Source organism: Streptomyces sp. NPDC058664 (genome assembly GCF_042716635.1).
Lineage (GTDB): Bacteria > Actinomycetota > Actinomycetes > Streptomycetales > Streptomycetaceae > Streptomyces.
In genome coordinates, this window is record NZ_JBHXRW010000013.1 from 128,951 (window position 1) to 154,514 (window position 25,564).

At 72.0% G+C, this 25,564-nt stretch carries 20 protein-coding genes and 1 tRNA gene; 4 read left to right on the plus strand and 17 right to left on the minus strand.

Annotated elements, in window-relative coordinates; all coding sequences use genetic code 11:
• Positions 1 to 14 precede the first annotated feature (14 nt).
• The 4 genes from ACFWUY_RS13685 to hrcA form a co-directional block, all read right to left on the minus strand.
• Complete coding sequence (locus ACFWUY_RS13685) at positions 15 to 758, minus strand: 16S rRNA (uracil(1498)-N(3))-methyltransferase (RefSeq protein ID WP_384106817.1); 744 nt, start codon at positions 756 to 758, stop codon at positions 15 to 17.
• Positions 755 to 1,846 (minus strand): nitronate monooxygenase, encoded by a 1,092-nt coding sequence (locus ACFWUY_RS13690; protein ID WP_384106819.1) that lies wholly within the window; start codon positions 1,844 to 1,846, stop codon positions 755 to 757. Before ACFWUY_RS13690 ends, ACFWUY_RS13685 begins: the two co-directional genes overlap by 4 nt.
• 156 nt (positions 1,847 to 2,002) lie before the next feature.
• Positions 2,003 to 3,142 carry a molecular chaperone DnaJ gene (dnaJ, locus tag ACFWUY_RS13695; RefSeq protein ID WP_384106821.1) on the minus strand — a complete coding sequence of 380 codons (1,140 nt, stop codon included), beginning with the start codon at positions 3,140 to 3,142 and terminating at the stop codon, positions 2,003 to 2,005.
• Positions 3,143 to 4,162, minus strand: coding sequence for a heat-inducible transcriptional repressor HrcA (hrcA, locus tag ACFWUY_RS13700; RefSeq protein WP_384106824.1), 1,020 nt, complete (start codon positions 4,160 to 4,162; stop codon positions 3,143 to 3,145).
• A 143-nt stretch (positions 4,163 to 4,305) separates the two neighbouring features.
• On the opposite strand from hrcA, the gene ACFWUY_RS13705 reads away from it, so the two are divergent.
• Together ACFWUY_RS13705 and ACFWUY_RS13710 are read left to right on the plus strand one after the other, a co-directional pair.
• On the plus strand, positions 4,306 to 5,034 hold the full coding sequence (locus tag ACFWUY_RS13705; protein WP_384106825.1) for an MBL fold metallo-hydrolase: 729 nt from the start codon (positions 4,306 to 4,308) through the stop codon (positions 5,032 to 5,034).
• Between the two features lie 10 nt (positions 5,035 to 5,044).
• Positions 5,045 to 5,848, plus strand: a complete 804-nt coding sequence (locus ACFWUY_RS13710) for a DUF3097 domain-containing protein (protein WP_384106828.1) — start codon at positions 5,045 to 5,047, stop codon at positions 5,846 to 5,848.
• Positions 5,849 to 6,001: 153 nt separating this feature from the next.
• Here the strand turns inward: ACFWUY_RS13710 and hemW are convergent, their stop codons facing one another.
• The 3 genes from hemW to lepA form a co-directional block, all read right to left on the minus strand.
• The gene (gene hemW / locus ACFWUY_RS13715; protein WP_384106830.1) at positions 6,002 to 7,243 is read right to left on the minus strand and encodes a radical SAM family heme chaperone HemW; all 1,242 of its coding nucleotides are present in this window, start codon (positions 7,241 to 7,243) and stop codon (positions 6,002 to 6,004) included.
• Positions 7,244 to 7,303: 60 nt separating this feature from the next.
• Positions 7,304 to 9,181, minus strand: coding sequence for an AMP-dependent synthetase/ligase (locus tag ACFWUY_RS13720; RefSeq protein ID WP_384106833.1), 1,878 nt, complete (start codon positions 9,179 to 9,181; stop codon positions 7,304 to 7,306).
• A 218-nt stretch (positions 9,182 to 9,399) separates the two neighbouring features.
• Positions 9,400 to 11,265: a translation elongation factor 4 gene (lepA, locus tag ACFWUY_RS13725; RefSeq protein WP_384106836.1), complete on the minus strand. Its 1,866-nt coding sequence runs from the start codon at positions 11,263 to 11,265 to the stop codon at positions 9,400 to 9,402.
• A gap of 184 nt (positions 11,266 to 11,449) precedes the next feature.
• Here lepA and rpsT point away from each other — a divergent pair, with 184 nt between their 5' ends.
• The gene (gene rpsT / locus ACFWUY_RS13730; RefSeq protein WP_360784191.1) at positions 11,450 to 11,716 is read left to right on the plus strand and encodes a 30S ribosomal protein S20; all 267 of its coding nucleotides are present in this window, start codon (positions 11,450 to 11,452) and stop codon (positions 11,714 to 11,716) included.
• Between the two features lie 661 nt (positions 11,717 to 12,377).
• Here rpsT and holA read toward each other — a convergent pair.
• A complete protein-coding gene (gene holA / locus ACFWUY_RS13735; protein ID WP_384106839.1) occupies positions 12,378 to 13,370 on the minus strand; it encodes a DNA polymerase III subunit delta in 993 nt (330 codons plus the stop codon).
• Between the two features lie 84 nt (positions 13,371 to 13,454).
• On the opposite strand from holA, the gene ACFWUY_RS13740 reads away from it, so the two are divergent.
• Positions 13,455 to 13,715, plus strand: coding sequence for a hypothetical protein (locus ACFWUY_RS13740; RefSeq protein WP_384106842.1), 261 nt, complete (start codon positions 13,455 to 13,457; stop codon positions 13,713 to 13,715).
• Positions 13,716 to 13,768: 53 nt separating this feature from the next.
• Here ACFWUY_RS13740 and ACFWUY_RS13745 read toward each other — a convergent pair whose 3' ends face one another.
• From ACFWUY_RS13745 to ACFWUY_RS13785, 9 genes are all read right to left on the minus strand, one after another.
• Positions 13,769 to 14,662: a YceI family protein gene (locus tag ACFWUY_RS13745; protein WP_384106845.1), complete on the minus strand. Its 894-nt coding sequence runs from the start codon at positions 14,660 to 14,662 to the stop codon at positions 13,769 to 13,771.
• Between the two features lie 217 nt (positions 14,663 to 14,879).
• The gene (locus tag ACFWUY_RS13750; RefSeq protein ID WP_384106847.1) at positions 14,880 to 16,142 is read right to left on the minus strand and encodes an MFS transporter; all 1,263 of its coding nucleotides are present in this window, start codon (positions 16,140 to 16,142) and stop codon (positions 14,880 to 14,882) included.
• 6 nt (positions 16,143 to 16,148) lie between these two features.
• Positions 16,149 to 16,805 (minus strand): winged helix-turn-helix domain-containing protein, encoded by a 657-nt coding sequence (locus tag ACFWUY_RS13755; protein WP_384106850.1) that lies wholly within the window; start codon positions 16,803 to 16,805, stop codon positions 16,149 to 16,151.
• 73 nt (positions 16,806 to 16,878) lie between these two features.
• The gene (locus ACFWUY_RS13760) at positions 16,879 to 19,380 is read right to left on the minus strand and encodes a ComEC/Rec2 family competence protein (RefSeq protein ID WP_384106854.1); all 2,502 of its coding nucleotides are present in this window, start codon (positions 19,378 to 19,380) and stop codon (positions 16,879 to 16,881) included.
• Positions 19,377 to 20,393, minus strand: coding sequence for a helix-hairpin-helix domain-containing protein (locus ACFWUY_RS13765; RefSeq protein ID WP_384106858.1), 1,017 nt, complete (start codon positions 20,391 to 20,393; stop codon positions 19,377 to 19,379). Before ACFWUY_RS13765 ends, ACFWUY_RS13760 begins: the two co-directional genes overlap by 4 nt.
• 134 nt (positions 20,394 to 20,527) lie before the next feature.
• Positions 20,528 to 21,373: a DegV family protein gene (locus ACFWUY_RS13770; protein ID WP_384106860.1), complete on the minus strand. Its 846-nt coding sequence runs from the start codon at positions 21,371 to 21,373 to the stop codon at positions 20,528 to 20,530.
• 49 nt (positions 21,374 to 21,422) lie between these two features.
• Positions 21,423 to 22,190: a hypothetical protein gene (locus ACFWUY_RS13775; RefSeq protein ID WP_384106862.1), complete on the minus strand. Its 768-nt coding sequence runs from the start codon at positions 22,188 to 22,190 to the stop codon at positions 21,423 to 21,425.
• 135 nt (positions 22,191 to 22,325) lie between these two features.
• On the minus strand, positions 22,326 to 25,199 hold the full coding sequence (gene leuS / locus ACFWUY_RS13780; protein ID WP_384106864.1) for a leucine--tRNA ligase: 2,874 nt from the start codon (positions 25,197 to 25,199) through the stop codon (positions 22,326 to 22,328).
• 293 nt (positions 25,200 to 25,492) lie between these two features.
• A tRNA-Ala gene (locus tag ACFWUY_RS13785) sits at positions 25,493 to 25,564 on the minus strand.

The following is a 25,564-nucleotide window of genomic DNA, read 5'->3' on the forward strand; positions in this document are numbered from 1 at the left end:
CTCTAGCTCCGGCCCTAGCTCCAGCGCCCCGTACGCGCCAGGACCAGCGCCGTCGCCGCCGTGCCCGCCGTCGAGGTGCGCAGCACGCTGCGGCCCAGCCGGTACGGCTTCGCCCCCGCCTCCTCGAACGCGGCGAGTTCCTGCGGCGAGACACCGCCCTCGGGGCCGACGATCAGCACGATCGAGCCCTTCTCCGGGAGTTCGGCGGTGGCGAGCGCCCCGCTCGGATGGTCTCGGTCCTCGTGCAGGACGGCCGCGAAGTCGGCGTCCGCGAGAAGCGCGGCGACCTGCTTCGTCGTCATCAGGTCGGAGACCTCGGGGAACCGGGTGCGGCGCGACTGCTTGCCGGCCTCGCGCGCGGTGGACCGCCACTTGGCGAGCGCCTTGAGGCCCCGGTCGCCCTTCCACTGGGTGATGCAGCGGGAGGCCGCCCACGGCACGACGGCGTCCACCCCGGTCTCCGTCATGGTCTCCACGGCGAGCTCGCCCCGGTCGCCCTTGGGCAGCGCCTGGACGACGGTGATCCGGGGCTCCTCCTCGGGGTCCTCGTGGTCGCCCGACACCTGGACGGTCAGCCGGTCCTTGCCCTCGGCGGTGAGCACCACGCAGTCCGCCCAGCGGCCCCGGCCGTCGGTGAGGACGACGTCCTCACCGCCCTGGAGCCGCTTCACGGAGACGGCGTGCCGCCCCTCGGTTCCTTCGAGGACGAAGGTGCCGGTGCCGGGGACGGCGTCGACGACGAAGACGGGTGCGGTCATGAGGCGCTCCTGTGGGCGGGCCCGGAAAGGTCGGAGAGGGCGGTGTCGAGTTCGGCGGCCAGCACCTCGACCAGCCGGCCTGCGGGGAGCTCGCGGGCGAGCCGGTGGCCCTGGCCGGCCCACAGCGCCATGCCCTGGGCGTCGCCCGCGGTGGCGGCGGCCTTGCGGATCGGGGCGGTGAGGTGGTGGATCTCGGGGTACGCGGCGGGGGCGTACGGCCCGTGCTCGCGCATGAAGCGGTTGACGAGGCCGCGGGCCGGGCGGCCGGAGAAGGCCCGGGTGAAGGCGGTCCGGGTGAAGAGCGGGTCGGTCAGGGCCCGCTTGTGCAGCGGGTGGGCGCCCGACTCGGGGCAGCAGAGGAAGGCGGTGCCGAGCTGGGCGGCGTCGGCCCCCGCGGCGAGGACGGCGGCGATCTGCGCGCCGCGCATGATCCCGCCGGCGGCGACGATCGGGAGGGCGACGCTCTCGCGGACCTGGGTGAGGAGGGCGAGCAGCCCGGTGCCCGGGACGCCGTCGTCGGCGGGGTCGTCGCGGTACGTGCCCTGGTGTCCGCCGGCCTCGACGCCCTGGACGCAGACGGCGTCGGCGCCGGCCCGCTGGGCGGCGAGGGCCTCGTCGGCGGAGGTGACGGTGACGATCGTGAACGTACCGACGCGGGCGAAGGCGGCGAGGACCTCGGGCGCGGGGCAGCCGAAGGTGAAGGAGACGACGCGGACCGGGTCCTCCAGGAGGATGGCCAGTTTGGCGTCGTAGGCGTCGTCACGGCAGTCCTCGGTCTCGCCGAGCGGGGTGTCGTACCAGGTGGCCTCGCCGGCGAGCTGGTGGCGGTAGACCTCGACGGCGGCCGGGTCGGCGGGCCGCCCGCTCTGCGGCAGGAAGAGGTTGACGCCGAAGGGGCGTGCGGTCATACCGCGCACCTGCTTGATCTCCTGGTACAGGCCGCCGGCCGTCTTGTACCCGCCGGCCAGGAAGCCGAGCGCCCCGGCCTCGCAGACGGCTCCGGCCAGCTCGGGACAGGAGGCGCCACCCGCCATGGGGGCCTGCACGATCGGATGCCGAGAGAGATCGTTCAGTGCGGTGGTGGACATATGGGCATCGTGCCATGCCCCTGCTTCGGGGCCGAATCCGTACGTCAGGTCATGGAAGGGACGGTTCCGGAGGGCGGCGGTCGCCGGCTCCGAAAGGCGGAGGGGCGGCACCCGCACACGCGGATGCCGCCCCTCCCCCACCGAATTCCGGGCCGGTCAGGTCCGCCCGTTGAACGCGTCCTTCAGCCGCGAGAACAGCCCCTGCTGCCCCGGCTGGAACTGGCCGGTGGGCCGTTCCTCGCCGCGCAGCTTGGCCAGTTCCCGCAGGAGCCGTTCCTGCTCCGCGTCGAGCTTGCCCGGGGTCTGCACCTCGACGTGGGTGATCAGGTCGCCCCGGCCGTTGCCCCGCAGGTGGGTGACGCCACGGCCGTGCAGCGGGATCGACTGGCCGGACTGGGTGCCCGGGCGGATGTCGATCTCCTCGAGACCGTCGAGTGTCTGCAGCTGCACCTTGGTGCCGAGCGCGGCCGCCGTCATCGGGATGGTGACCGTGCAGTGCAGGTCGTCGCCGCGCCGCTGGAACGTGTCGTGCGGGGTCTCGTGGATCTCGACGTACAGGTCGCCGGCGGGCCCGCCGCCGGGGCCGACCTCGCCCTCGCCCGCGAGCTGGATCCGGGTGCCGTTGTCGACACCGGCCGGGATCTTGACGGTGAGCGTGCGACGGGACCGGACCCGGCCGTCGCCCGCGCACTCGGGGCACGGGGTCGGGACGACGGTGCCGAAGCCCTGGCACTGCGGGCAGGGGCGGGAGGTCATGACCTGGCCGAGGAAGGACCGGGTGACCTGGGAGACCTCGCCGCGGCCGCGGCACATGTCACAGGTCTGCGCGGAGGTGCCGGGAGCGGCGCCCTCGCCCGAGCAGGTCGTGCAGACGACGGCCGTGTCGACCTGGATGTCCTTGGTGGTGCCGAAGGCCGCCTCGTTGAGGTCGATCTCCAGACGGATCATGGCGTCCTGGCCGCGGCGGGTCCGCGAGCGCGGGCCGCGCTGCGAGGCCGTGCCGAAGAAGGCGTCCATGATGTCGGAGAAGTTGCCGAAGCCACCGGCTCCGAAGCCGCCCGCGCCGCCTCCGCCGGAGGCCGACAGCGGGTCGCCGCCCAGGTCGTAGACCTGCTTCTTCTGCGGGTCCGAGAGGACCTCGTAGGCGGCGTTGATCTCCTTGAAGCGTTCCTGCGTCTTCGGATCGGGATTGACGTCCGGGTGCAGCTCGCGGGCGAGCCTCCGGAAAGCCTTCTTGATCTCGTCCTGGGACGCGTCGCGGCGCACGCCGAGTACGGCGTAGTAGTCCGTGGCCACTTACGACTCCGCCAGGATCTGTCCGACGTAACGTGCCACTGCGCGTACCGCTCCCATCGTTCCGGGGTAGTCCATGCGGGTCGGTCCGACCACGCCGAGTTTGGCGACTGCCTCGCCGCCCGAACCGTAGCCGACCGAGACGACGGACGTGGAGCTCAGCCCCTCGTGGGCGTTCTCGTGCCCGATGCGTACGGTCATGCCCGATTCCTTGGCCTCGCCCAGCAGCTTGAGGAGCACGACCTGCTCCTCCAGAGCTTCGAGGACGGGCCTGATCATCAGGGGGAAGTCGTGTCCGAAGCGGGTGAGATTGGCGGTGCCGCCGATCATCAGCCGCTCCTCGTGCTCCTCGACCAGGGATTCGAGGAGGGTCGCGAGCACGGTCGAGACCGTGGCGCGGTCCTCGGGCTCCTCGAAGGACTCGGGGAGGTCCTGCACCAGCTGCGGCACGTCGGCGAACCTGCGGCCGACGACCCGGCTGTTGAGCCGGGCCCGCAGATCGGCGAGCGAGGTCTCGCCGAAGGGCCCGGGGCAGTCGATGAGGCGCTGCTCGACGCGGCCGGTGTCCGTGATGAGCACCAGCATCAGGCGGGCGGGTGCCAGCGAGAGCAGCTCCACGTGCCGGACGGTCGAACGGGTCAGCGAGGGGTACTGGACGACGGCGACCTGACGGGTCAGCTGCGCGAGCAGCCGGACCGTGCGGCCGACGACGTCGTCGAGGTCGACCGCGCCGTCGAGGAAGTTGTGGATGGCCCGGCGCTCGGGCGTCGACAGCGGCTTGACGCCGGCGAGCCGGTCGACGAAGAGCCGGTAGCCCTTGTCGGTCGGGATGCGGCCGGCGCTGGTGTGGGGCTGGGCGATGAAGCCCTCTTCCTCCAGGACGGCCATGTCGTTGCGCACGGTGGCGGGCGAGACGCCGAGCTTGTGGCGTTCGGTGAGCGCCTTGGAGCCGACGGGCTCCTCCGTCCCGACGTAGTCCTGGACGATGGCGCGCAGAACCTCGAGTCTGCGTTCGCTGAGCATCGTGCGCACCTCCAGCTGTCGTCGTTCCGGTTGCTCCGGTTTTGGCACTCACCCTGTCCGAGTGCCAGCGATCCCCCGCCAGTGTACGGCGGCGGGCGACGCTCCTGGCAAGGAGGCGGCGCCCCACCGGTTAGCGTCGCCCCATGGACGTGGATTGGGAAGCGTACGGATGGGAGCGGCTCTCGGACGGGGTGGGCCGGCGACGGCTGCCCCACTGGGACGCCACGGTGGGACTGGTACTGGGCGAACGGGCGGCGCTGCTGTACGACACGGGCTCGTCGCTCGCCGAGGGCACCGAGCTGCGGACACAGGTGGCGGAGCTCACGGGCGGCCGGAGAGTGACGCACATCGCACTCAGCCATCCCCATTTCGACCACGTGCTGGGCACGGCGGCCTTCGCGGGCGCGGAGGTCTTCGGCGCGGTCGGCTCGGACGAGCTGCTCGGCCGGGCGCGGGACCGGGAGGAGCTGCGCGAGGACGCGGTACGGCAGGGCCTCGACGGGACGGCGGCCGCGGAGGCCGTGGACGTCCTGGTGGCCCCGCGGCACGTGGTCTCCGGCGAGTGGACGCTCGACCTGGGCGGCCGGCAGGTCCTCCTGGCGAACGTCGGGCCCGGTCACACGCGCCACGACCTGGTGCTCCTGGTGCCGGGAGAGCGGGAGGTGGTCTTCTGCGGCGACCTGGTGGAGGAGTCGGGCGAGCCGCAGGCGGGCCCGGACGCGATCCCCTCGCGCTGGCCGGACGCCCTGGACCGGCTGCTGCGGCTCGGCGGCGAGGAGGCGGTGTACGTGCCGGGGCACGGGGCGGTGGTGGACGCCGCGTTCGTGCGGGCACAGCGCGATGAACTGGCACACCGCTTCCACGTCGCCTAACGTCACCGAAATGCGCAGCTACGACCCGGACCTGACGCCCTCTTGGAAGAGGCCGAAGCCCGTCCCGGAGATCCCGGCCGACCGTGACCTCGTCGTCGAGGAGGTCACGACGGGCTTCTGCGGGGCGGTGATCCGCTGCGAGGCGGGCACGGTGACCCTGGAGGACCGCTTCGGCAAACACCGGGTCTTCCCGATGGAACCGCGCGGCTTCCTCCTGGAGGGCCGGGTGGTGACCCTGGTGCGACCGGTCTCCGCTCCCGCCCGCCCCACCCGTACGGCCTCGGGCTCGGTCGCCGTGCCGGGCGCACGCGCGCGCGTGGCACGGGCGGGCCGGATCTACGTGGAGGGCCGCCACGACGCCGAACTCGTGGAGCGGGTCTGGGGCGACGACCTGCGCATCGAGGGCGTGGTCGTGGAGTACCTGGAGGGCATCGACGACCTGCCGTCGATCGTCGCTGAGTTCGGCCCGGCGCCGGACGCCCGTCTGGGGGTCCTGGTGGACCACCTGGTGCCGGGTTCGAAGGAGTCGAGGATCGCCGCCCGGGTGACCTCCCCGGACGTGCTGGTCGTGGGACACCCGTACATCGACGTCTGGGAGGCGGTGAAGCCGTCGTCCCTCGGCATCCCGGCATGGCCGGCGATCCCGCGCGGCCAGGACTGGAAGACGGGCGTGTGCCGCGCCCTGGGCTGGCCTCACGACAACACGGGCGCGGCCTGGCAGCACATCCTGTCGAGGGTCACCTCGTACAAGGACCTGGAACCGGCCCTCCTGGGCCGAGTGGAAGAACTGATCGACTTCGTGACGGCGCCGTAAGCGCCCCCACCCTGTTGTGGCAGCTCGTCCCGATGGGCCCGTTGTGGGCAATCGTCCCGCAGGGCGTGGGGGTCCCCCCGGACGGAGTCTGGGGGAGGGTGGGCACGACGGGACGGTGCCCTGTCGGGCGCCTCCGCTCCCCGCGCCCGAACCTCAGTCCACCAGATCCCGCACCACCGCGTCGGCGAGCAGCCGCCCCCGCAGGGTCAGGACCGCGCGCCCGGCCTCGTACGGCTCAGGCGCGAGAAGCCCGTCCGCCAGCGCCCGCGCGGCAGCCGCGAGCCCCTGCGGCCGCAGCAGCGACAGCTCGACACCCTCCCGAAGCCGCAGTTCGAGCAGCACCCGCTCCACCCGCCGGTCCTCCTCGGAGAGCAGCTCCCGCCCGGCGCCGGGCGACTTGCCACCGGCGAGGGCCGCGGCGTACGCGCCGGGGTGCTTCACGTTCCACCACCGCACCCCGCCCACGTGGCTGTGGGCCCCCGGCCCCGCGCCCCACCAGTCCGCGCCGCGCCAGTACAGCTCGTTGTGGAGGCAGCGCCCGGCCTCCGAGGTGGCCCAGTTGGACACCTCGTACCACTCGAATCCGGCCTCGGCGAGAACGGAGTCCGCGATCAGGTACCGGTCGGCGTGCACGTCGTCGTCGGTCATCGGCACCTCGCCGCGCCGGATGCGGCGGGCGAGCTGCGTGCCCTCCTCGACGATCAGGGCGTACGCGCTGACGTGGTCGGGACCGGCGCCGATCGCCGCGTCGAGCGAGGCCCGCCAGTCGTCGTCGGTCTCCCCGGGCGTCCCGTAGATCAGGTCCAGGTTCACGTGGTCGAAGCCGGCGGCCCGCGCCTCCGCGACGCACGCCTCGGGCCGCCCCGGCGTGTGCGTGCGGTCGAGGATCTTCAGGACGTGCTGCTTGGCGCTCTGCATGCCGAAGGAGATCCGGTTGAAGCCGCCGGCCCGCAGCTCCTCCAGATACGCGGGGGTCACGGACTCCGGATTCGCCTCGGTGGTCACCTCGGCGTCGTCCGCGAGCCCGAACTCGTCCCTGACGGCTCCCAGCATCCGTACGAGGTCACCGGCGGCGAGCAGCGTGGGCGTACCACCGCCGACGAAGACGGTCCGCACCGGCCTGGGGTCGTCCCCGAGCACCTTGCGGGCGAGCCGGATCTCCTCGGTGACCTGCTCGGCGTAGTTGTCCCGGGAGGCCAGGACGCCGCCGGTGCCGCGCAGCTCGCTCGCCGTGTAGGTGTTGAAGTCGCAGTAGCCGCAGCGCGTGGCGCAGTACGGCACGTGCAGGTAGAACCCGAGGGGTCGCTCCCCTGCCCCTTCCAGGGCGTGCGGGGGCAGCGCCCCGTCGTCGGGAACGGTCTCACCATCGGGCAGTACGGAAGGCATGAGCCCCATTGTCCCGTACTGCCCGGGGTGAACGTCCGGCCTGTGGACAACCTCTCCACAGGGGCGAGGTCAGGACTCCCTGGACCCCGCGTACATCTCCTCGATGAGGTCCTTGTACTCGCGCTCCACCACCGGCCGCTTCAGCTTCAGCGACGGGGTCAGCTCGCCGTGCTCGATGTCGAGGTCGCGGGGCAGCAGGCGGAACTTCTTGATCGTCTGCCAGCGCTGGAGGCCCTCGTTGAGGCGGTCGACGTAGCCCTGGATCATCGTCACGGTCTGCGGGGCCGCGACGATCTCGGCGTACGACTTGCCCGCGAGGCCGTGCTCGGCGGCCCAGCCGAGGAGGGAGGGCTCGTCGAGGGCGATCAGCGCGGTGCAGAAGTTCCGGTCGGCGCCGTGGACGAGGATGTTGGAGACGAACGGGCAGACGGCCTTGAACTGGCCCTCGACCTCGGCCGGCGCGATGTACTTGCCGCCGGACGTCTTGATCAGGTCCTTCTTGCGGTCGGTGATCCGCAGGTAGCCGTCGGCGGACAGCTCGCCGATGTCACCGGTGTGGAACCAGCCGTCGGACTCCAGGACCTCGGCCGTCTTCTCGGGCAGGCCGTGGTAGCCCTCCATGATGCCGGGGCCGCGCAGCAGGATCTCGCCGTCGTCGGCGATCCGGACCTCGGTGCCGGGGAGCGGCTTGCCGACGGTGCCGGTGCGGTAGGCCTCGCCCGGGTTGACGAAGGAGGCGGCGGAGGACTCGGTGAGTCCGTACCCCTCCAGGATGTGGATGCCCGCGCCGGCGAAGAAGTAGCCGATCTCGGGGGCGAGCGCGGCGGATCCGGAGATGCACGCGCGCAGGTTGCCGCCGAAGGCGTCACGGATCTTGGCGTAGACGAGGGCGTCGGCGACCTTGTGCTTGGCGGTGAGGCCGAAGGGCGCGGAGGCGGTACCGGTGCGGCGGAAGTTGTCCTGGGTCGCCTTGGCGTACGCGCGGGATACGCCGGCCGCCCACTGGAAGATCTTGTACTTGGCTCCGCCGGCGGCGCGGGCCTTGGCCGCGACGCCGTTGTAGACCTTCTCGAAGATGCGGGGGACGGCGGCCATGTAGGTCGGCTGGACCACCGGCAGGTTCTCGATGATCTTGTCGACGCGGCCGTCGACGGCGGTGACGTGCCCGACCTCGATCTGTCCCGAGGTGAGGACCTTGCCGAAGACGTGTGCGAGCGGCAGCCACAGGTACTGGACGTCGTCCTGGGTGACGAGACCCGTGGCGGCGATGGCCTTCGCCATGTACGACCAGTTGTCGTGCGGGAGGCGGACGCCCTTGGGGCGGCCCGTGGTGCCCGAGGTGTAGATGAGGGTCGCGAGCTGGGTGGGGGTGATCGCCGCGACCCGCTCCTTGACGGCCTCGGGGTGCTTCTCCAGGTACGCCTTGCCGCGCGCCTCGAGCTCGGCGAGGGAGAGGACGAACTCACCGTCGCTCTCCACGCCCGTGGCGTCGATGACGACCACGTGGTGGAGGTTCGGCAGGTCGGCGCGGCGCTCCACGGCCTTGGCGAGCTGGACCGCGTCCTCGGCGATGAGGACCTTCGACTCGGAGTCGGAGAGGATGAACGCCGACTCCTCGGCGTTGGTCTGCGGGTAGACCGTGGTGGTCGCGGCGCCCGCGCACATGACGCCGAGGTCGGCGAGGATCCACTCGACTCGGGTGGCGGAGGCGAGGGCGACCCGTTCCTCGGACTGGACGCCGAGGTCGACGAGGCCGGCGGCGATCGCGTAGACCCGTTCGGCGGCCTGGCCCCAGCTGAGCGACTTCCAGTCGTCCGGACCGGCGCCGGAGGCGGCGGGCACCGGATAGCGGTAGGCCTCCGCGTCCGGAGTCCGCTCGACGCGCTCAAGGAAGAGGGTCGCCACGGAGGGCGGCCGGTTCTCGATCTGGGTCTGTGTGTCGCTCACGACGTCCTCCGGGCGGCGGCGGTGCCTGCTGGTGGTTCGTAACTAACTGGCGAGTAACCTTCGAGCCGGGATCAGACTAAAGCGCGGAGGACCGGCGCGTAAGGGCCTGCAGGACGTCGTTTCACGTCGCTTCAATAACGAACGAACCCGCGTACCGATGCGGAACGGGCCCGCGCGCACTCGGCACGTGGACCCGTTCCTGACCGTTTCCGCGGCGGCTACTTCTTCTTGCCGGAGGACTCGTCGCTCGACAGGACGGCGATGAAGGCCTCCTGCGGCACCTCCACCGAACCGACCATCTTCATGCGCTTCTTGCCTTCCTTCTGCTTCTCCAGCAGCTTCCGCTTACGGGAGATGTCACCGCCGTAGCACTTGGCGAGGACGTCCTTGCGGATGGCGCGGATGGTCTCGCGGGCGATGACCCGGGAGCCGATCGCGGCCTGGATCGGCACCTCGAAGGCCTGCCGCGGGATGAGCTCGCGCAGCTTCGCGACGAGCCGCACACCGTAGGCGTACGCGGCGTCCTTGTGGGTGACGGCGGAGAACGCGTCGACCTTGTCGCCGTGCAGCAGGATGTCGACCTTGACCAGGCTGGAGGCCTGCTCGCCGGTGGGCTCGTAGTCGAGCGAGGCGTAACCGCGCGTCTTGGACTTCAGCTGGTCGAAGAAGTCGAAGACGATCTCGGCGAGGGGCAGGGTGTAGCGGATCTCGACCCGGTCCTCGGAGAGGTAGTCCATGCCGATCAGCGTGCCGCGACGGGTCTGGCAGAGCTCCATGATCGCGCCGATGAACTCGCTCGGGGCGAGGATCGTGGCGCGTACGACGGGCTCGTACACGTCGTTGATCTTGCCCTCGGGGAACTCGCTCGGGTTCGTGACCGTGTGCTCGCTGCCGTCCTCCATGACCACGCGGTAGACCACGTTGGGGGCGGTGGCGATCAGGTCGAGCCCGAACTCGCGCTCGAGCCGCTCACGGATGACGTCGAGGTGGAGCAGGCCGAGGAAGCCGACGCGGAAGCCGAAGCCGAGGGCCGCGGAGGTCTCCGGCTCGTAGACGAGGGCGGCGTCGTTGAGCTGGAGCTTGTCGAGGGCCTCGCGGAGGTCCGGGTACTCGGAGCCGTCCAGCGGGTAGAGGCCCGAGAACACCATGGGCTTCGGGTCCTTGTAGCCGCCGAGCGCCTCGGTCGCGCCCTTGTTCAGGGAGGTGATCGTGTCACCGACCTTGGACTGGCGGACGTCCTTCACGCCGGTGATGATGTAGCCCACCTCGCCGACGCCGATGCCGTCGGCAGGCGTCATCTCGGGAGACGAGACACCGATCTCGAGCAGCTCGTGGGTGGCGCCCGTCGACATCATCTTGATGCGCTCACGCTTGTTGAGCTGGCCGTCGACCACACGGACGTACGTCACCACACCCCGGTACGAGTCGTACACGGAGTCGAAGATCATCGCGCGGGCGGGGGCGTCGGCGACACCGACGGGCGCGGGAACGTCACGGACGACCCGGTCCAGCAGGGCGTCGACGCCGACGCCGGTCTTCGCGGAGACCTTGAGCACGTCCTCGGGCTGGCAGCCGATGAGGTTGGCGAGCTCCTCGGAGAACTTCTCCGGCTGGGCGGCCGGCAGGTCGATCTTGTTCAGTACGGGAACGATGGTGAGGTCGTTCTCCATCGCCAGGTACAGGTTGGCCAGGGTCTGCGCCTCGATGCCCTGGGCCGCGTCGACCAGCAGGACCGTGCCCTCGCAGGCCGCCAGGGAACGCGAGACCTCGTACGTGAAGTCGACGTGCCCGGGCGTATCGATCATGTTCAGGATGTGCGTCCTGCCCTGATCCGGCCCCTCGTTCGGCGCCCACGGCAGCCGGACCGCCTGGGACTTGATCGTGATGCCCCGCTCCCGCTCGATGTCCATGCGGTCGAGATACTGGGCACGCATCTGCCGCTGGTCGACCACACCGGTCAGCTGGAGCATCCGGTCGGCGAGCGTGGACTTGCCGTGGTCGATGTGCGCGATGATGCAGAAGTTGCGGATCAGAGCCGGGTCGGTACGGCTCGGCTCGGGCACGTTGGTAGGAGTCGCGGGCACGCAGGGTCTCGTCTCGGGGCGATGTCGGATCGATACGTAGGCTCCATGGTCCCATGCCCGTCGCCCTGCGCCCGGTTTGGGCGGCCCGGAGGGTGACTGATACTGTGGACAGCTGTGTCTCGTGTGCCCTCTCAGCCGCGAGTCGCACTCCAGAAGGAACATCGAACCTGTAAAGGCTCTTTTCGTGGCGAACATCAAGTCCCAGATCAAGCGGAACAAGACGAACGAGAAGGCGCGCCTGCGCAACAAGGCCGTCAAGTCGTCCCTCAAGACCGCGATCCGCAAGGCCCGTGAGGCTGTCGCCGCCGGCGACTTCGAGAAGGCCACCGTTGCCACTCGTGCCGCCTCGCGTCAGCTCGACAAGGCTGTCTCGAAGGGTGTCATCCACAAGAACGCCGCCGCCAACAAGAAGTCGGCGCTGGCCATCAAGGTTGCCGCTCTCCAGGGCTGAGCTCTGATGTGATCGGCCGTACGGGACCCAGCGGGCCCTCTCTCCCGCTCCCGCCCGGCCACCCAGGACTCGCACGCGGACGCGTTCGCCACGCGGGTGCGAGCCCACCCTGTCTGTACGTCGAAGGCCCCGTCACCTCCTTCCCCAGGAGCTGCCGGGGCCTTCGCCGTACCACCGACGAACGCCACCCCGACGACACGGCTCCCGCGACGGAGACCCACCGGAGCACCGCAGCCCCTACTGCCGGAGCGCCCGGACCGAAGCCGCGTGGCACCGGCCTCCCGCCGGCACGAGCCGAAGGCCCATGGCACCGGGACCCTAGCGGCACGAAGCTGCTGCTCAGCCCCGGGTTCCTAACGGCGCAAAGCCGCCGCTGCCTTTCGGGAGCCCGAGACCCTAGCGGCGCGAAGCCGCCGCTCAGCTCCGGGACCCTAGCGGCGCGAAGCTGCCGCCCAGCTCTGGGACCCTAGCGGCGCGAAGCTGCCGCCCAGCTCCGGGGCCCTCGCGCCACGAAGCCGCCGCCCACCAGCTCCGGGGTCCTCACGGCGCGAAGCCGCCGCTGCCTTTCGGGGGTCCGGAGGCGCGGCCCCCGGGAAGGAACCTCAACCCCCGCCCGCCCCCGGCGGGGTTTCGGGAAGGGGCGGGGTGGGGGAGATCCCCGTCACTCCCCGCGCCGCATCCTCGCCGCCCGCGCCACCGCGACCACCGCCTTCTCCACGGCGTACTCCGGATCGTCCCCTCCGCCCTTCACCCCCGCGTCCGCCTCCGCGATCGCCCGCAGCGCCATCGACACCCCGTCCGGTGTCCAGCCCCGCATCTGCTGCCGCACGCGGTCGATCTTCCACGGCGGCATGCCGAGCTCCCGCGCCAGGTCGGCGGGCCGGCCGCCCCGCGCCGACGACAGCTTGCCGATCGCCCGTACGCCCTGCGCGAGCGCGCTGGTGACGAGCAGCGGCGCGACCCCGGTCGAGAGCGACCAGCGCAGGGCCTCGAGCGCCTCGGCCGCCCGCCCCTCGACCGCGCGGTCCGCGATGTTGAAGGAGGAGGCCTCGGCGCGGCCCGTGTAGTACCGCCCGACGATGGCCTCGTCGATCGTCCCGTCCACGTCGGACGTGAGCTGCGCGACCGCGGACGCGAGCTCCCGCAGATCGCTGCCGATCGAGTCCACGAGCGCCTGGCAGGCCTCCGGCGTGGCCGCGCGCCCGAGGGTGCGGAACTCCTGCCGCACGAACGTCAGCCGCTCCGCCGGCTTCGTCGTCTTCGGGCAGGCCACCTCCCGCGCCCCCGCCTTGCGCGCGGCGTCGAGCAGGCCCTTGCCCTTGGCCCCGCCCGCGTGGAGCAGGACGAGCGAGATGTCCTCGACCGGGTCGTCGAGGTAGGCCTTGACGTCCTTGATCGTGTCGGCGGAGAGATCCTGCGCGTTCCGCACGACGAGCACCTTGCGCTCGGCGAAGAGCGAGGGACTGGTGAGCTCGGCCAGCGAGCCGGGCTGGAGCTGCTCGGGTGCGAGGTCGCGCACGTCCGTGTCGGCGTCGGCGGCGCGGGCGGCCCGCACCACCTCCTGGACGACGCGGTCGAGGAGCAGGTCCTCCTGGCCCACGGCGAGCGTCACGGGGCCGAGGAGGTCGTCGGGGGAAGTCTTTCTGGTGGCCATCGCGATCCAGCATCCCACGGGCCACTGACAGCCAAGGGCCGCCGACGGTCACGGGCCGCCGACAGTCACAAGTCACTGACGGCGATGCCCGAGAATGGCGGGGTGAGTGAACGACATGTACTGGTACTCCCCGACCGCGACGCCGCCGAGGAGCTCGCGGGCGAGCTCCCGGACCGTTTCGGCGTCGCCGAGGAACCGCAGCTCGTACGGGACGCCCTGGCCGGGGAGGACGACGCCGAGGACGCCCAGTGGCTGGTGGTCGTCGAGGACCCGCAGGGCCGCCTGGACCCGGCGGCGCTCGACGGGCTGGCCGCCGAGTACGAGGGCTGGCTGGAGGCCCCGTAACGCGCCCGTCGGCAACCTGCCTGCCGACAGCCCACCCGTCGGCGACCCGGCCGTCAGCTCCGCGCCGCCGCCTTGGGGACGATCTGGACGTCGAGGTCGATGCTGATGCTGGATCCGACGGCCGCGATGCCCCGCGCGAGGAGCGTCTGCCAGGTGAGGGTGAAGTCCTCCCGGTGCAGCTCGGTGGTGGCCCGGCAGGCGCACCGGGTCTCGCCTTCGAGACCGCTCCCGATGCCCAGGTACTGGGTGTCGAGCGTCACCGTGCGGCTCACACCGTGCAGGGTGAGCGCCCCGGTGACGGCCCAGCGGCTGCCGCCCTTGTGCGTGAAGCGCTCGCTGAAGAACTCCAGCGTCGGGTAGGCGCCGACGTCGAGGAAGTCGCCGGAGCGCAGGTGGTCGTCGCGCATCTGGACGCCGGTGTCGATGGAGGCCGCGTCGATGACGACGTGCATCGCCGACCGCTCCATCCGGTCGCCGATCCGCACCGCGCCGGCGAAGCCGTTGAACCGGCCGTGGATCCGGGCGAGGCCGATGTGGCGTGCCGTGAATCCGATCTGCGAGTGCGCGGGGTCGATCTCCCACTCGCCGGGCTCGGGGAGCTGGGGCTGAGGTGCGACGTCGAGCAGGACGTCACCGAGACCCGTGTGACCGCCCTCCGTGACGACAGCGGTGCCGTGGTGCGGTGTGTAGCCCTCGGCGGTGACGGCGAGCCGGTATTCGCCCGCCGGCACGGTCGCCAGCGCCGTGCCGTACGGGTCGGTCTCCCCGGCGAGCACCTTGCGCCCGGCGGCGTCACTGACGACGTACTCGGCCTGCCGGACCGGTTCGTGCACGGGGTCGAGCACCCGGCAGCTCAGCACCCCCGCCGTCGCGGGAACGGCGATTCCGGCGAGCGGACCGCCGCGCGCGGCGCCCGCCCCACGCTTCCCGAAGAGACGATCGAACATTCTTCACGCACCCCGTACGACTAGTTCACCATGCAACTAAGTCGTATTCGATCACCGAGGGGGCGTTCGAGGCAAACCGGGCAAGTGGCCGCAAGTGCTCGGCAAGTGTTACCGAGGGTTCGAATCGGAAATTCCGCTTCACCCGGCGGGCAGGGCGCCGAGCTCGACACCGAACAGGTCCCGGTACGCGCTCCGCGCCTCGCGTCAGACCCCTCCCCTATCCGACGGGCGCCGACTCCCCTTCCCTCGTGGGCAGTTCCCGCATGCGCGGCAGCGGGGAGGGCAGCACCCACAGCACGGCGAGCACAGCGCCCACGGTGGCGATCCACAGAGTCGGACGCAGCCCGATCGCGGTGCCGAGCAGGCCGCCGACGAGCGCGCCGATCGGCCGGAAGCCGTGGTTGAGCGTCCGGAACGCACCCATGACCCGGGCCCGTACCGCATCCGGTATCAGCGCCATCTGGAACGACCCCGCCGCGATGTCCACGATCATCACGCCCACACAGGACAGGAACTCCGCCAGGAACATCACGAAGACCACCAGCGGCAGCGGACCTTCGGCGAGGGGGATCAGGAGCAGGGGCAGCGTGAATCCGAGGAAGCCGGCGACGAGCGAGCCCCCGATGCCGATCCGGCGGACGACGGCCCCGCCGAGCACCGCTCCGAGGAGGCCGCCCACGGCTCCGGCCCCGAGTATCAGCCCGAGCAGGCCCGCGCCGATGCCGAGTTCGGTGGTCACGTAGAGCACGAAAAGGGTGTGGAACATGTAGTTGAAGAACTGGACGGTGCCGGAGGCGGCGAACAGCGCGCGCATCGACCGGTCCCGGAGCACCCAGCGCAGACCCTCGGTGAAGTGGCCCTTGGCCACGGGGGCCGGCGAGGGTTCGACCGGCTTGATCCGGGCCAGGTACCCGGCCGACACCAGATAGGTGAGGGCGTCCGCGAGCAGGGCGAAGGGGGCGGTGAGGAACTGCACGAGGAGGCCGCCGATCCCGGGCCCCGCCAGCCAGGCCGTCGAACGGCTGCCGTTGACCAGGGCGTTCGCCTGTACGTAGCTCTCGGTGGGGACGAGTGCCACGAAGAGCGTGGTGTTGCAGACCTCGAAGAGCACGGTGAGCGCGCCGAGCCCGAAGGCCACCACGTACAGCTGGGTGAGGGTCAGCGCGTCGAGGGCGTAGGCCACGGGGAGGGTCAGCACCAGCGCCGCCCGTCCGAGGTCGGCCGCGATCATGGCGCGTCTGCGGCTTGACTGCCGGTCGGCCCAGGCGCCGAGTGGCAGGTTGAGCAGGAGGGCGGGCAGGAGTTCGGCGGCCTTGAGCCAGCCCATCGCCGCGGCGTCGGCACCGAGGACCAGGACGGCCGCGAGCGGGATCGCCATCAGCGATATCTGGTCCCCGGCGAGGGAGATGGTCTGCCCGGTCCAGTAACGGCGGAAGGACCGCTCGCGCAGCAGCGCCGGTACGCGTTCCACGAGAGTCACGTCTCTCTACTCCTCTTCGCTCGCGGGAAGGTCCTGCGGGGCGTCCCGGGTGGTGCCCCGGGGGACGTCCTGGTCCAGATAGGCGATCCGCAGGACGGTGACGGGCCGGGCGCCCTCCGGTCGGAGGGACGGGTCGGACGTGCGCGCCTCGTAGGGCCGGAGCAGCGCGCCGATCCGCTCGCCGATGCCGGCCAGCTCCTCGGGGGTGAGGTGGAGCAGGGAGTCGCCGAACTCCTCCGCCTCCCGCCACTCCTTCGGCAGCCGGTGCCGGTTCTCCATGGCCCGGGTGACCCGCTCGAAGTACCGCTCGGCGACGGCGACGCTCAGCGCGTCGGCCGCCTCCGCGACCGTCGCGTCCTCGCTGTGCTCCGGCCACTCCGTGTACCGGGCCGTGGCCCGCCAGGGCTTCTCCCGCCCCCGGCCGCCCGGCGCCTCCTCGACCAGCCCGTACTTGGCGAGTATCCGCAGGTGATAGGAGCAGCTGGCCACGGACTCCCCGGTCAGCTCGGCGGCCCGGGTGGCGGTGAAGGGCCCGCTGCCGCGCAGCAGGCCCACCAGGGACATGCGCAGGGGGTGGGCGTAGGCCCGCAGGGCTCGCGGATCGGTGAGTCGGATGCTGCGGGGCTGCTCGCCCCCGGACTGTGGATCGCTGATCTCAGGCACAATGAAAAGATATCTTTAGAAAGATTTCTCTACAAGCGTTTCCCCTCGCCCTCACCGTCGCCCCGCCACGCCCTCACACTCCCCTCGGTACGGCCACCAGTCCGGCCCCCGCCCCCGTCACCGCGATCGCCCCGTCCCGATCGGTCCTCAGGACGCGGGCCCCGCCGCCCCGCAACGCCTCCACCGTCCGGGGCGAGGGGTGCCCGTACGGGTTGTCCCGCCCCGTCGACACCAGCGCGAGCCGCGGCCGTACGGCCCGTATCAGCCCGGGGTCCTGGTGAGCGGATCCGTGGTGGGCCACCTTGAGCACGTCCACCGGCGCGAGATCCGGATGGGCCCGTAGCAGGGCCCGCTGGGCCGGCGGTTCCAGATCACCGAGAAGCAGCAGGGTCACCCCTCCGGCGGTCCGGACGAGCAGCGTGACGCTGGAGTCGTTGGGCCCATCGGACGACGCCCCGGACCCCGGACTCCCCGTCGGCCACAGCACCCGCCATTCCAGCGCCCCGGCCCTCCGCCGCTCCCCCGGCTCCGCGGGGATCAGCGGCACCCGCGCGGCCGCCGCCGTCCGCCGTACGAACCGGGCCTGTGCGGGCGGCTCCTCGAGCCCCGTCGTCTGGATCGCCCCCACCGACCGCCCCCGCAGCACCCCCGGCAGGCCCGCCACGTGGTCCGCGTGGAAGTGGGTCAGCACCAGCAACGGCACCCGCCGTACACCGAGTTCACGCAGGCAGCGATCCACCGACGCGGGATCGGGGCCCGCGTCCACCACGATCGCCGCGTCACCCCCCGCCGCGAGGACCGTCGCATCGCCCTGTCCCACCTGGCACATCGCGAACACCCAGCCGGGCGGCGGCCATCCGGTGGCCCACCGGGCCAACGGCACCGGCCGCACCACCACGAGAAGGAGCAGTACCGCGACGACCACACCGACCGGCCCCCGGTACGGCAGCTTCCGCACCCCGAGCACCACCAGCGCCGTGAGCAGCGCGAGGGCGAGTCCGCCCCACCACCCGCCGGGCCAGGTGAGTTCCGCCCCCGGCAGGGCCGCTCCGGTACGGGCCACCCGCGCGATCCACCCGACGGGCCAGCCCGCCACCCAGGCCAGGCCCTCCGCGGCCGGCGTCCACACCGGGGCCAGGGCGAGCGCGGCGAAGCCGAGCACCGTCGCGGGCGCCACCGCGAGCTCGGCGAACAGGTTCGCCGGGATCGCGACCAGGCTCACCCGGGCGGCGAACACCACCACGACCGGAGCACACACCGCCTGTGCCGCCAGGGATGCCGCCAGGGCCTCCGCCAGTCTGCCCGGCACCCGGCGTCGCCGTAGCGCCTCGCTCCACCGGGGGGCGACCGTGAGCAGGGCCCCGGTGGCCAGGACCGAGAGCAGGAAGCCGTAACTCCGCGCGAGCCAGGGGTCGTAGAGCACCAGGAGGAGGACGGCGGCGGCCAGCGCGGGGATCAGCGACCTCCGCCGGCCGGTACCGATCGCGAGCAGCACGATGAGCCCGCAGGCCGCGGCGCGCAGCACACTCGGGTCGGGCCGGCAGACGACCACGAAGGCGAGCGTCAGCGCTCCCCCGGCCAGCGCGGTGGCCCGCAGCGACAGCCCCAGCCGGGGGGCGAGTCCACCCCGCTCCACCTGGTGCGCCCGCCCCGGCCGGCCGACGAGCAGGAGCAGCACGATCGAGAGGTTACTTCCTGAGACGGCCAACAGATGCGTGAGATCGGTGGCTTCGAAGGCGTCCCGCAGTTCGGGCCCGATCCGGGAGGTGTCCCCGACCACCAGGCCGGGCAGCAGGGCCCGCGCGTCCGGATCGAGCCCCGCGGTCGCCCGCCGCAGCCCGGCGCGGAGCTCTCCCGCTGTCCGTTGCGTCGCGCTCGGAGCGCCGACGACGCGCGGCGGTCCCGCCCCGTCGACCTTGAGCACCGCCGCGAAGGGCTCGCCGGGGTGCGACGGCGGCGCGAGCCGGCCGCTGGTCCTCAACCGGGTGGAGGGGAGGAGCCGCAGCCATTCCTCCCGTCCCTCCCCCGGCGGCACGATCAGCAGGACCGGCGCACGGGTCCGGTGGACCGTGCCGCCCGGCCTCTCGGCCCGGGTGACCTCGCCGTCCAGGACGACGGAGACCGGGACCGTCTCGCTCCCCCGCACGCGCGGCCGGGTGAGCCGGGGATCGGAGGTCACCGTCACCTCCAGCTGCGCCCGTGCGTACTCCTGCGCCAGGGCGGGCACGGGCCCCCGTCGCAGGTCCGCCGCGTGCAGCCCCGCCGAGGTGGCCCCCGCCGCGGCGCACAGCAGGACCCCCGCGCAGGCGGTCGCCCGCAACCGCCACCCGGCCGTGCCCCGCACGGCATCCGCGCCGCCGAACCACCGCCTCGCGGCCGGGGTCGACAGGACGGCGGCTCCGGCCAGACAGACCGCGACACCGGTCACCGTCCACCACCCGGCGACACCCACCGCGCAGGCCGCCGCCACCCAGGCCGCAACCGCGAGCGGGACGAGCCGAAGATCGGTGGGTCCCTCCTCCCACGGGGGCTTCGAGGCCCTCCGCTCCTGGTCCGTCGTCTCGTCGCGGTTCATGGCCGGACCAGCGGTTCGAGATCGGCGAACCGGCGCTCGCCGATGCCATTGACCTCTCGCAACTCCCCGACCGACCGGAATCCCCCGTGCTCCGTGCGGTGGTCGAGGATGTGCCGGGCGAGGACCGGGCCGACGCCCGGCAGGGTGTCGAGCTGCTCCACCGTGGCCGTGTTCAGACTCAGCGGCACCACCGGCCCACCACCGCTCCCCGGACCTGTGACGGACCCGGAGCCGGACGCGGAGCCGCCGACCGGCGTCCCCGGCAGGCCGACGAGAACCTGCTCACCGTCGAACAGGACACGGGCCCGGTTGAGCCCGGTGAGGTCGGCGCCGGGCTTCGCCCCTCCCGCGGCACGCAGGGCGTCCGCCACACGCGAGCCCGCGGGCAGGGTGAGCACCCCGGGCCTGCGCACCTTGCCACCGACATCGACGATCACCCTCGCGCCGTCCGCCGCCGGCCCTGAACCCGGCCCCGGCCCCGGCGCCGCCCGGGTGGCGGGCGCGGCCGCCACGGGGGCCGCGCGGACGAGTTCGGGCGCGCGCACCGGCTCCGGACGGCCGACCCAGAAGTAACCGCCCGCGAGGCCCGCCGCGACGATCAGGACCACCGTCAGCGCGGCCAGCGCCCTCGGTTCGAGCCCGCACCGCGTCTGCACCCACACCGGGGTCCGCTCGCGCAGCGTCGCCGTCAGCCGCTCCCACGCGCCGGGCGGGGAACCCCGCTCCGGAGCCTCGGGCACCTCCGGCGGCTCCGGTACGTCCGGCTCCATGGTCGGTGCCATCGGCGCCGCCGGCGGGAACAGGGCGTCTCCCCGCCGCCGTACGACGCCGCCGGGAACCGCGGCGGCCCTCCTGACCCGGGTCCGCCGCCTGGCCCGCCCGAGGGGCGCGCCACGCGCCCCGGGGAGGCTCCGCCCGTCGGAGCCCGGCGCCCTGCCGGGTCCGCCAGCCGGAGCGCCCGCCGCGCCCAGGACGCCGGGGGTGGTTGTTGCGGTGCGTGTACGAAGAGTCATGCGGGTGACGTTAGGGAGCACCACCGTCCCGTGCGGAGCTCACCCGGCTTCCGTGGAAAGAGGTCTCTCTGTGGAAAACTCCGTCACCCGTGTGGAGGACAACCCCGTCCACACCGGCGGAAGACGAAACCTTCTCAGCGCGGCGAGACGACGACCGCGAGGAGCCCGGGCCCCGTGTGGGCGCCGATGACCGCTCCCACCTCGCTGACGTGGAGTTCCACCATGCCCGGTACCCGCTCCTTGAGCCGGTCCGCGAGGACGGTGGCCCGTTCGGGCGCGGAGAGATGGTGGACGGCGATGTCGACGGCGCCGGTGCCGGCGCGTTCCACGGCGATCTCCTCGAGCCGTGCGATGGCCTTCGAGGCCGTCCGCACCTTCTCCTTCAGCTGGATCCGCCCGCCGTCGAGTTCCAGGAGCGGCTTCACCGCGAGCGCCGAGCCGAGCAGTGCCTGCGCCGCCCCGATGCGCCCGCCGCGGCGCAGATAGTCGAGGGTGTCGACGTAGAAGTAGGCGGAGGTCCCCGCCGCGCGTTTCTCGGCCGCAGCGACCGCCTCGTCGAGCGATCCGTCCGCCTCCGCGACCTGCACCGCCGCCAGGACACAGAGACCCAGCGCCATCCCGACCATGCGCGTGTCCACCACCCGTACGGGCACGGGGGCGTCCTTCGCGGCGAGCACGGCCGCGTCGTAGGTCCCGGAGACCTCGGCGGACAGATGGAGCGAGACGATGCCCTTCGCACCGGCCGCGGCGGCCTCGCGGTAGGCCTCGGCGAAGGTCTCGGGGCTCGGCCGCGAGGTGGTGACGGGCCGCCTCTTCTGCAGGGCCTCGGCGAGGGCCTCGGCCGAGATGGCGGTGCCTTCCTCGAGCGCGCGTTCGCCGATGACCACGGTCAGCGGGACCGTGGTGATGGCGTGCCGCTCCCTCGTCTGGCGTGGCAGGTAGGCCGTGGAATCGGTGACGATCGCGACATGCCGGGACATGAGCGGGAGGTTACCCGCCGAAGCCCCCGCACGGCAGCCCGGCCCCCCGTCAGGTGGTGGTCTCCGGGCGGGCCGACTTCTCCCAGGGGTAGGCGGTCCTTCGGGGATCGGGCGCCGTGATCGCGGACGGCTCGCCGCCGGCCCCGGGGCCTTCCTGACCCGACTGCCCCGACGCTCCGGCGGGGCGCCCCCGCTCCTCCCCGGCACCGGAAGCTGTTCCGGGAGCGGTTCCGGCGGCGGTCCCGGGTGTCGGTCCCCACGTGGTCTCCGGCTCGGTCCAGTGGCGCAGCGCACCCGCCTCGACGTCGATCTGCGCGCTGAGCGCCGACAGGTCGTCCTCGGCGAACCTCAGAGCGCGGTCCCGGGCGGCGCGGCGCAGCGCGTCGGCCGAACCGGTGATCCGCTCGGTCCGCGCGGTGAGTTCGGGGAGCTGGCCGGACACGTACGCCTTGTCGGGCTCCCGCTCGAGTCGCTTGAGGTCCTCGTCGAGTTCGAGTCCGTGCCCGCTGAGCCGGTGGAACAGGTCGAGCGACTCCCTCAGCGAGGCGTCCTCGCCGACACCCGCCTGCAGTGCCTCCTGGGTGGCCCGCATCGAGGTGCGCAGTGACAGTCGCAGTCTGGCCAGCTCGCCGGCGACCCCGGCCTGGCCGAAGCTCTTGGCCCGCAGCGTCGTGTCCTCGACCGTGCGCCTGGCCTGGTCAAGGGTGCGGTCGACCCCGCGCTTGGCGGCCTTGGCCGCCTTCACGGTGACGTACACCCCCAGCGCGACGAAGGACAAGAAGAGCAGCGCCATGATCGTGATAATCGCGGCTTCCATGTGCGCCCCTCCGGCGTCCGTCCAGTCCCCACGGATGTGGTTCCTCCACGGTAAACGGAACGGGCAGGCCGAGGGTTCCATCGGAACCCCCAACCTGCCCGTAGGGGAAATCCCTATGTGCCGCCGGTCGTGTCGTCAGCCGGCGACGATGTTGACCAGCTTCGGCGCCCGCACGATCACCTTGCGGATCTCCGCGCCGCCCAGCGCCGCGACCACGTGCGGGTCGGCGAGCGCCAGCGTCTCCAGGTCGGCGTCCGTGATCGACGGCGAGACCTCCAGGCGGGCCTTGACCTTGCCCTTGATCTGCACGACGCAGGTCACGGTCTCGTCGACGACGTACGCCGGGTCGGCGACCGGGAAGTCCTGGTGGACGACCGAGTCGGTGTGGCCCAGCTTGCGCCACAGCTCCTCCGCGATGTGCGGGGCCAGCGGGGCGACCAGCAGCACCAGCTGCTCGGCGACCGGCCGGGAGAGCGCGCCACCGGACTTGGTCAGGTGGTTGTTCAGCTCGGTGACCTTGGCGATGGCGGTGTTGAAGCGCATGGCCGCCATGTCCTGCGAGACGCCGTCGATCGCCTTGTGCAGGGCACGCAGCGTGTCCACGTCGGCCTCGGTGTCGACGACCGTGACCTCGCCGGTCGACTCGTCGACGATGTTGCGCCACAGCCGCTGCAGCAGCCGGTACTGACCGACCACGGCGCGCGTGTCCCAGGGGCGCGACACGTCCAGCGGGCCCATCGCCATCTCGTACAGGCGCAGGGTGTCGGCGCCGAACTCGGCGCAGATCTCGTCCGGCGTCACGGCGTTCTTCAGGGACTTGCCCATCTTGCCCAGGACGCGGCTGACCTTCTCGCCCTGGTACCAGAAGCCGCCGTCACGCTCCTCGACCTCGGCCGCCGGCACGGCGATCCCGCGCGCGTCCCGGTAGACGAAGGCCTGGATCATGCCCTGGTTGTACAGCTTGTGGAACGGCTCGGCCGAGGAGATGTGTCCCAGGTCGAACAGCACCTTGGACCAGAAGCGCGCGTACAGCAGGTGCAGCACGGCGTGCTCGGCACCGCCCACGTACAGGTCGACGCCGCCGGTCGGCATTCCCTCGCGGGGGCCCATCCAGTACTGCTCGACGGCGGGGTCGACCAGCTTCTCGGAGTTGTGCGGGTCGAGGTAGCGCAGCTCGTACCAGCAGGAACCGGCCCAGTTGGGCATGGTGTTGGTCTCGCGGCGGTAGCGGCGGGGGCCGGCGCCGTCGCCCAGGTCCAGGGTGACGTCGACCCAGTCCTCGTTGCGGGACAGCGGGGTCTCCGGCTGGGTGTCCGCGTCCTCCGGGTCGAAGGTGCGCGGCGAGTAGTCCTCGACCTCCGGCAGTTCCAGCGGCAGCATCGACTCGGGCAGCGCGTGGGCGACGCCGTCCTCGTCGTAGACGATCGGGAAGGGCTCGCCCCAGTACCGCTGGCGGCTGAACAGCCAGTCGCGCAGCCGGAAGTTGACGGTGCCCTCGCCGATGCCGCGGTCGGCCAGCCAGGCGGTGATCCTCGCCTTGGCGTCGACGACGCCCAGGCCGTCCAGGGAGATCTCGTCGTTCGCGGAGTTGACCAGCTTCGCCTCGTAGGAGGCGAAGGCGTCGTCCCACGTGGACGGGTCGGTGCCGCGGTCGTCGTCGGGCTCCACGACACAGCGCATCGGCAGCTCGAAGGCGCGCGCGAAGGCGAAGTCGCGGGTGTCGTGCGCCGGGACGGCCATGATGGCGCCGGTGCCGTAGCCCATCAGGACGTAGTCGGCGATGAAGACGGGGACCTGCTCGCCGCTGACCGGGTTGGTCGCGTACGCGCCGGTGAAGACGCCGGTCTTCTCCTTGGCGTCGGCCTGCCGCTCGACGTCGGACTTGGAGGCGGCCAGCTTGCGGTAGGCGTCGACGGCCTCGGACGGGGTGGCGTGTCCGCCGGTCCACACGTCGTGGGTGCCCTCGGGCCAGGTGGCCGGGACGATCTTCTCGACCAGCTCGTGCTCGGGGGCCAGGACCATGTAGGTGGCGCCGAACAGGGTGTCCTGGCGGGTGGTGAAGACGGTGATCGCACCGGCGCCGCCGACCTGGAAGTCGACGCGGGCGCCCTCGGAGCGGCCGATCCAGTTCCGCTGCTGCAGCTTGATGGCCTCGGGCCAGTCCAGCGCGTCCAGGTCGTCGAGCAGGCGGTCCGCGTAGGCGGTGATCCGCATGTTCCACTGGCGCAGCTTGGACTTGAAGACGGGGAAGTTGCCGCGCTCGGAACGGCCGTCGGCGGTGACCTCCTCGTTGGCCAGGACCGTGCCCAGGCCGGGGCACCAGTTGACGGGCGCGTCGGAGGCGTACGCCAGGCGGTACTCGCCCAGGACGTCGGAGCGCTCGGCGGCGCTCAGCTCGCTCCACGCGCGCGTGCCGGGGACCTCACGCGCGCCGTTCTCGAACTGCTCGATCAGCTCGGCGATCGGACGGGCCTTCGCGGCCTCGTCGTCGTACCAGGAGTTGAAGATCTGCAGGAAGATCCACTGGGTCCACTTGTAGTACTCCGGGTCGATCGTGGCGAACGACCGGCGCTTGTCGTGGCCCAGGCCCAGCCGGCGCAGCTGGACCTTCATGTTCTCCATGTTGGCCTCGGTGGACACGCGCGGGTGCGTGCCCGTCTGCACGGCGTACTGCTCGGCCGGCAGGCCGAAGGCGTCGAAGCCCAGGGTGTGCAGCACGTTGTGGCCCGTCATGCGCGCGTGGCGGGCGAAGACGTCCGTGGCGATGTAGCCGAGGGGGTGGCCGACGTGCAGTCCCGCACCCGAGGGGTACGGGAACATGTCCATGATGAACTTCTTGGGCCGGGCGGCGACCGCCGGGTCGCCCGCCAGGTCACCGGTGGGGTTCGGGGCCTCGTACGTGCCCTCGGCGTCCCAGAAGTCCTGCCAGCGTGCCTCGATGTCGGCGGCCATGGCCGCCGTGTAGCGATGCGGGGCCGCCGTCTCGGCGGCCGTATTGATCTCGGTCATGGTCCTTGAAGCTCCATCGATCGTCTCTGCCCACTGCCACGGACTGCCGTGAAATGAAAAATCCCCTCGCACAGGAGGGGACGCCGCGCCGACTCCGACGGGATGTCTGTCATCCGTCGGGACTGATCAGCGCGGCTCGGTAAGCAGAAGGCGTACGGCACGCATGGCGCCAGGGTACCGCAGGGCCCGAGCGGGCCGCACCGGCGTTCCACGGAGCGGCGCCGCCCGCACGGCGGAGGGACGGGCACACGAAGAAGCGGGCCACCCGATCCGGGTGGCCCGCTTCTTTTCTGTGGAGCTAAGGAGAATTGAACTCCTGACCTCCTGCATGCCATGCAGGCGCTCTACCAACTGAGCTATAGCCC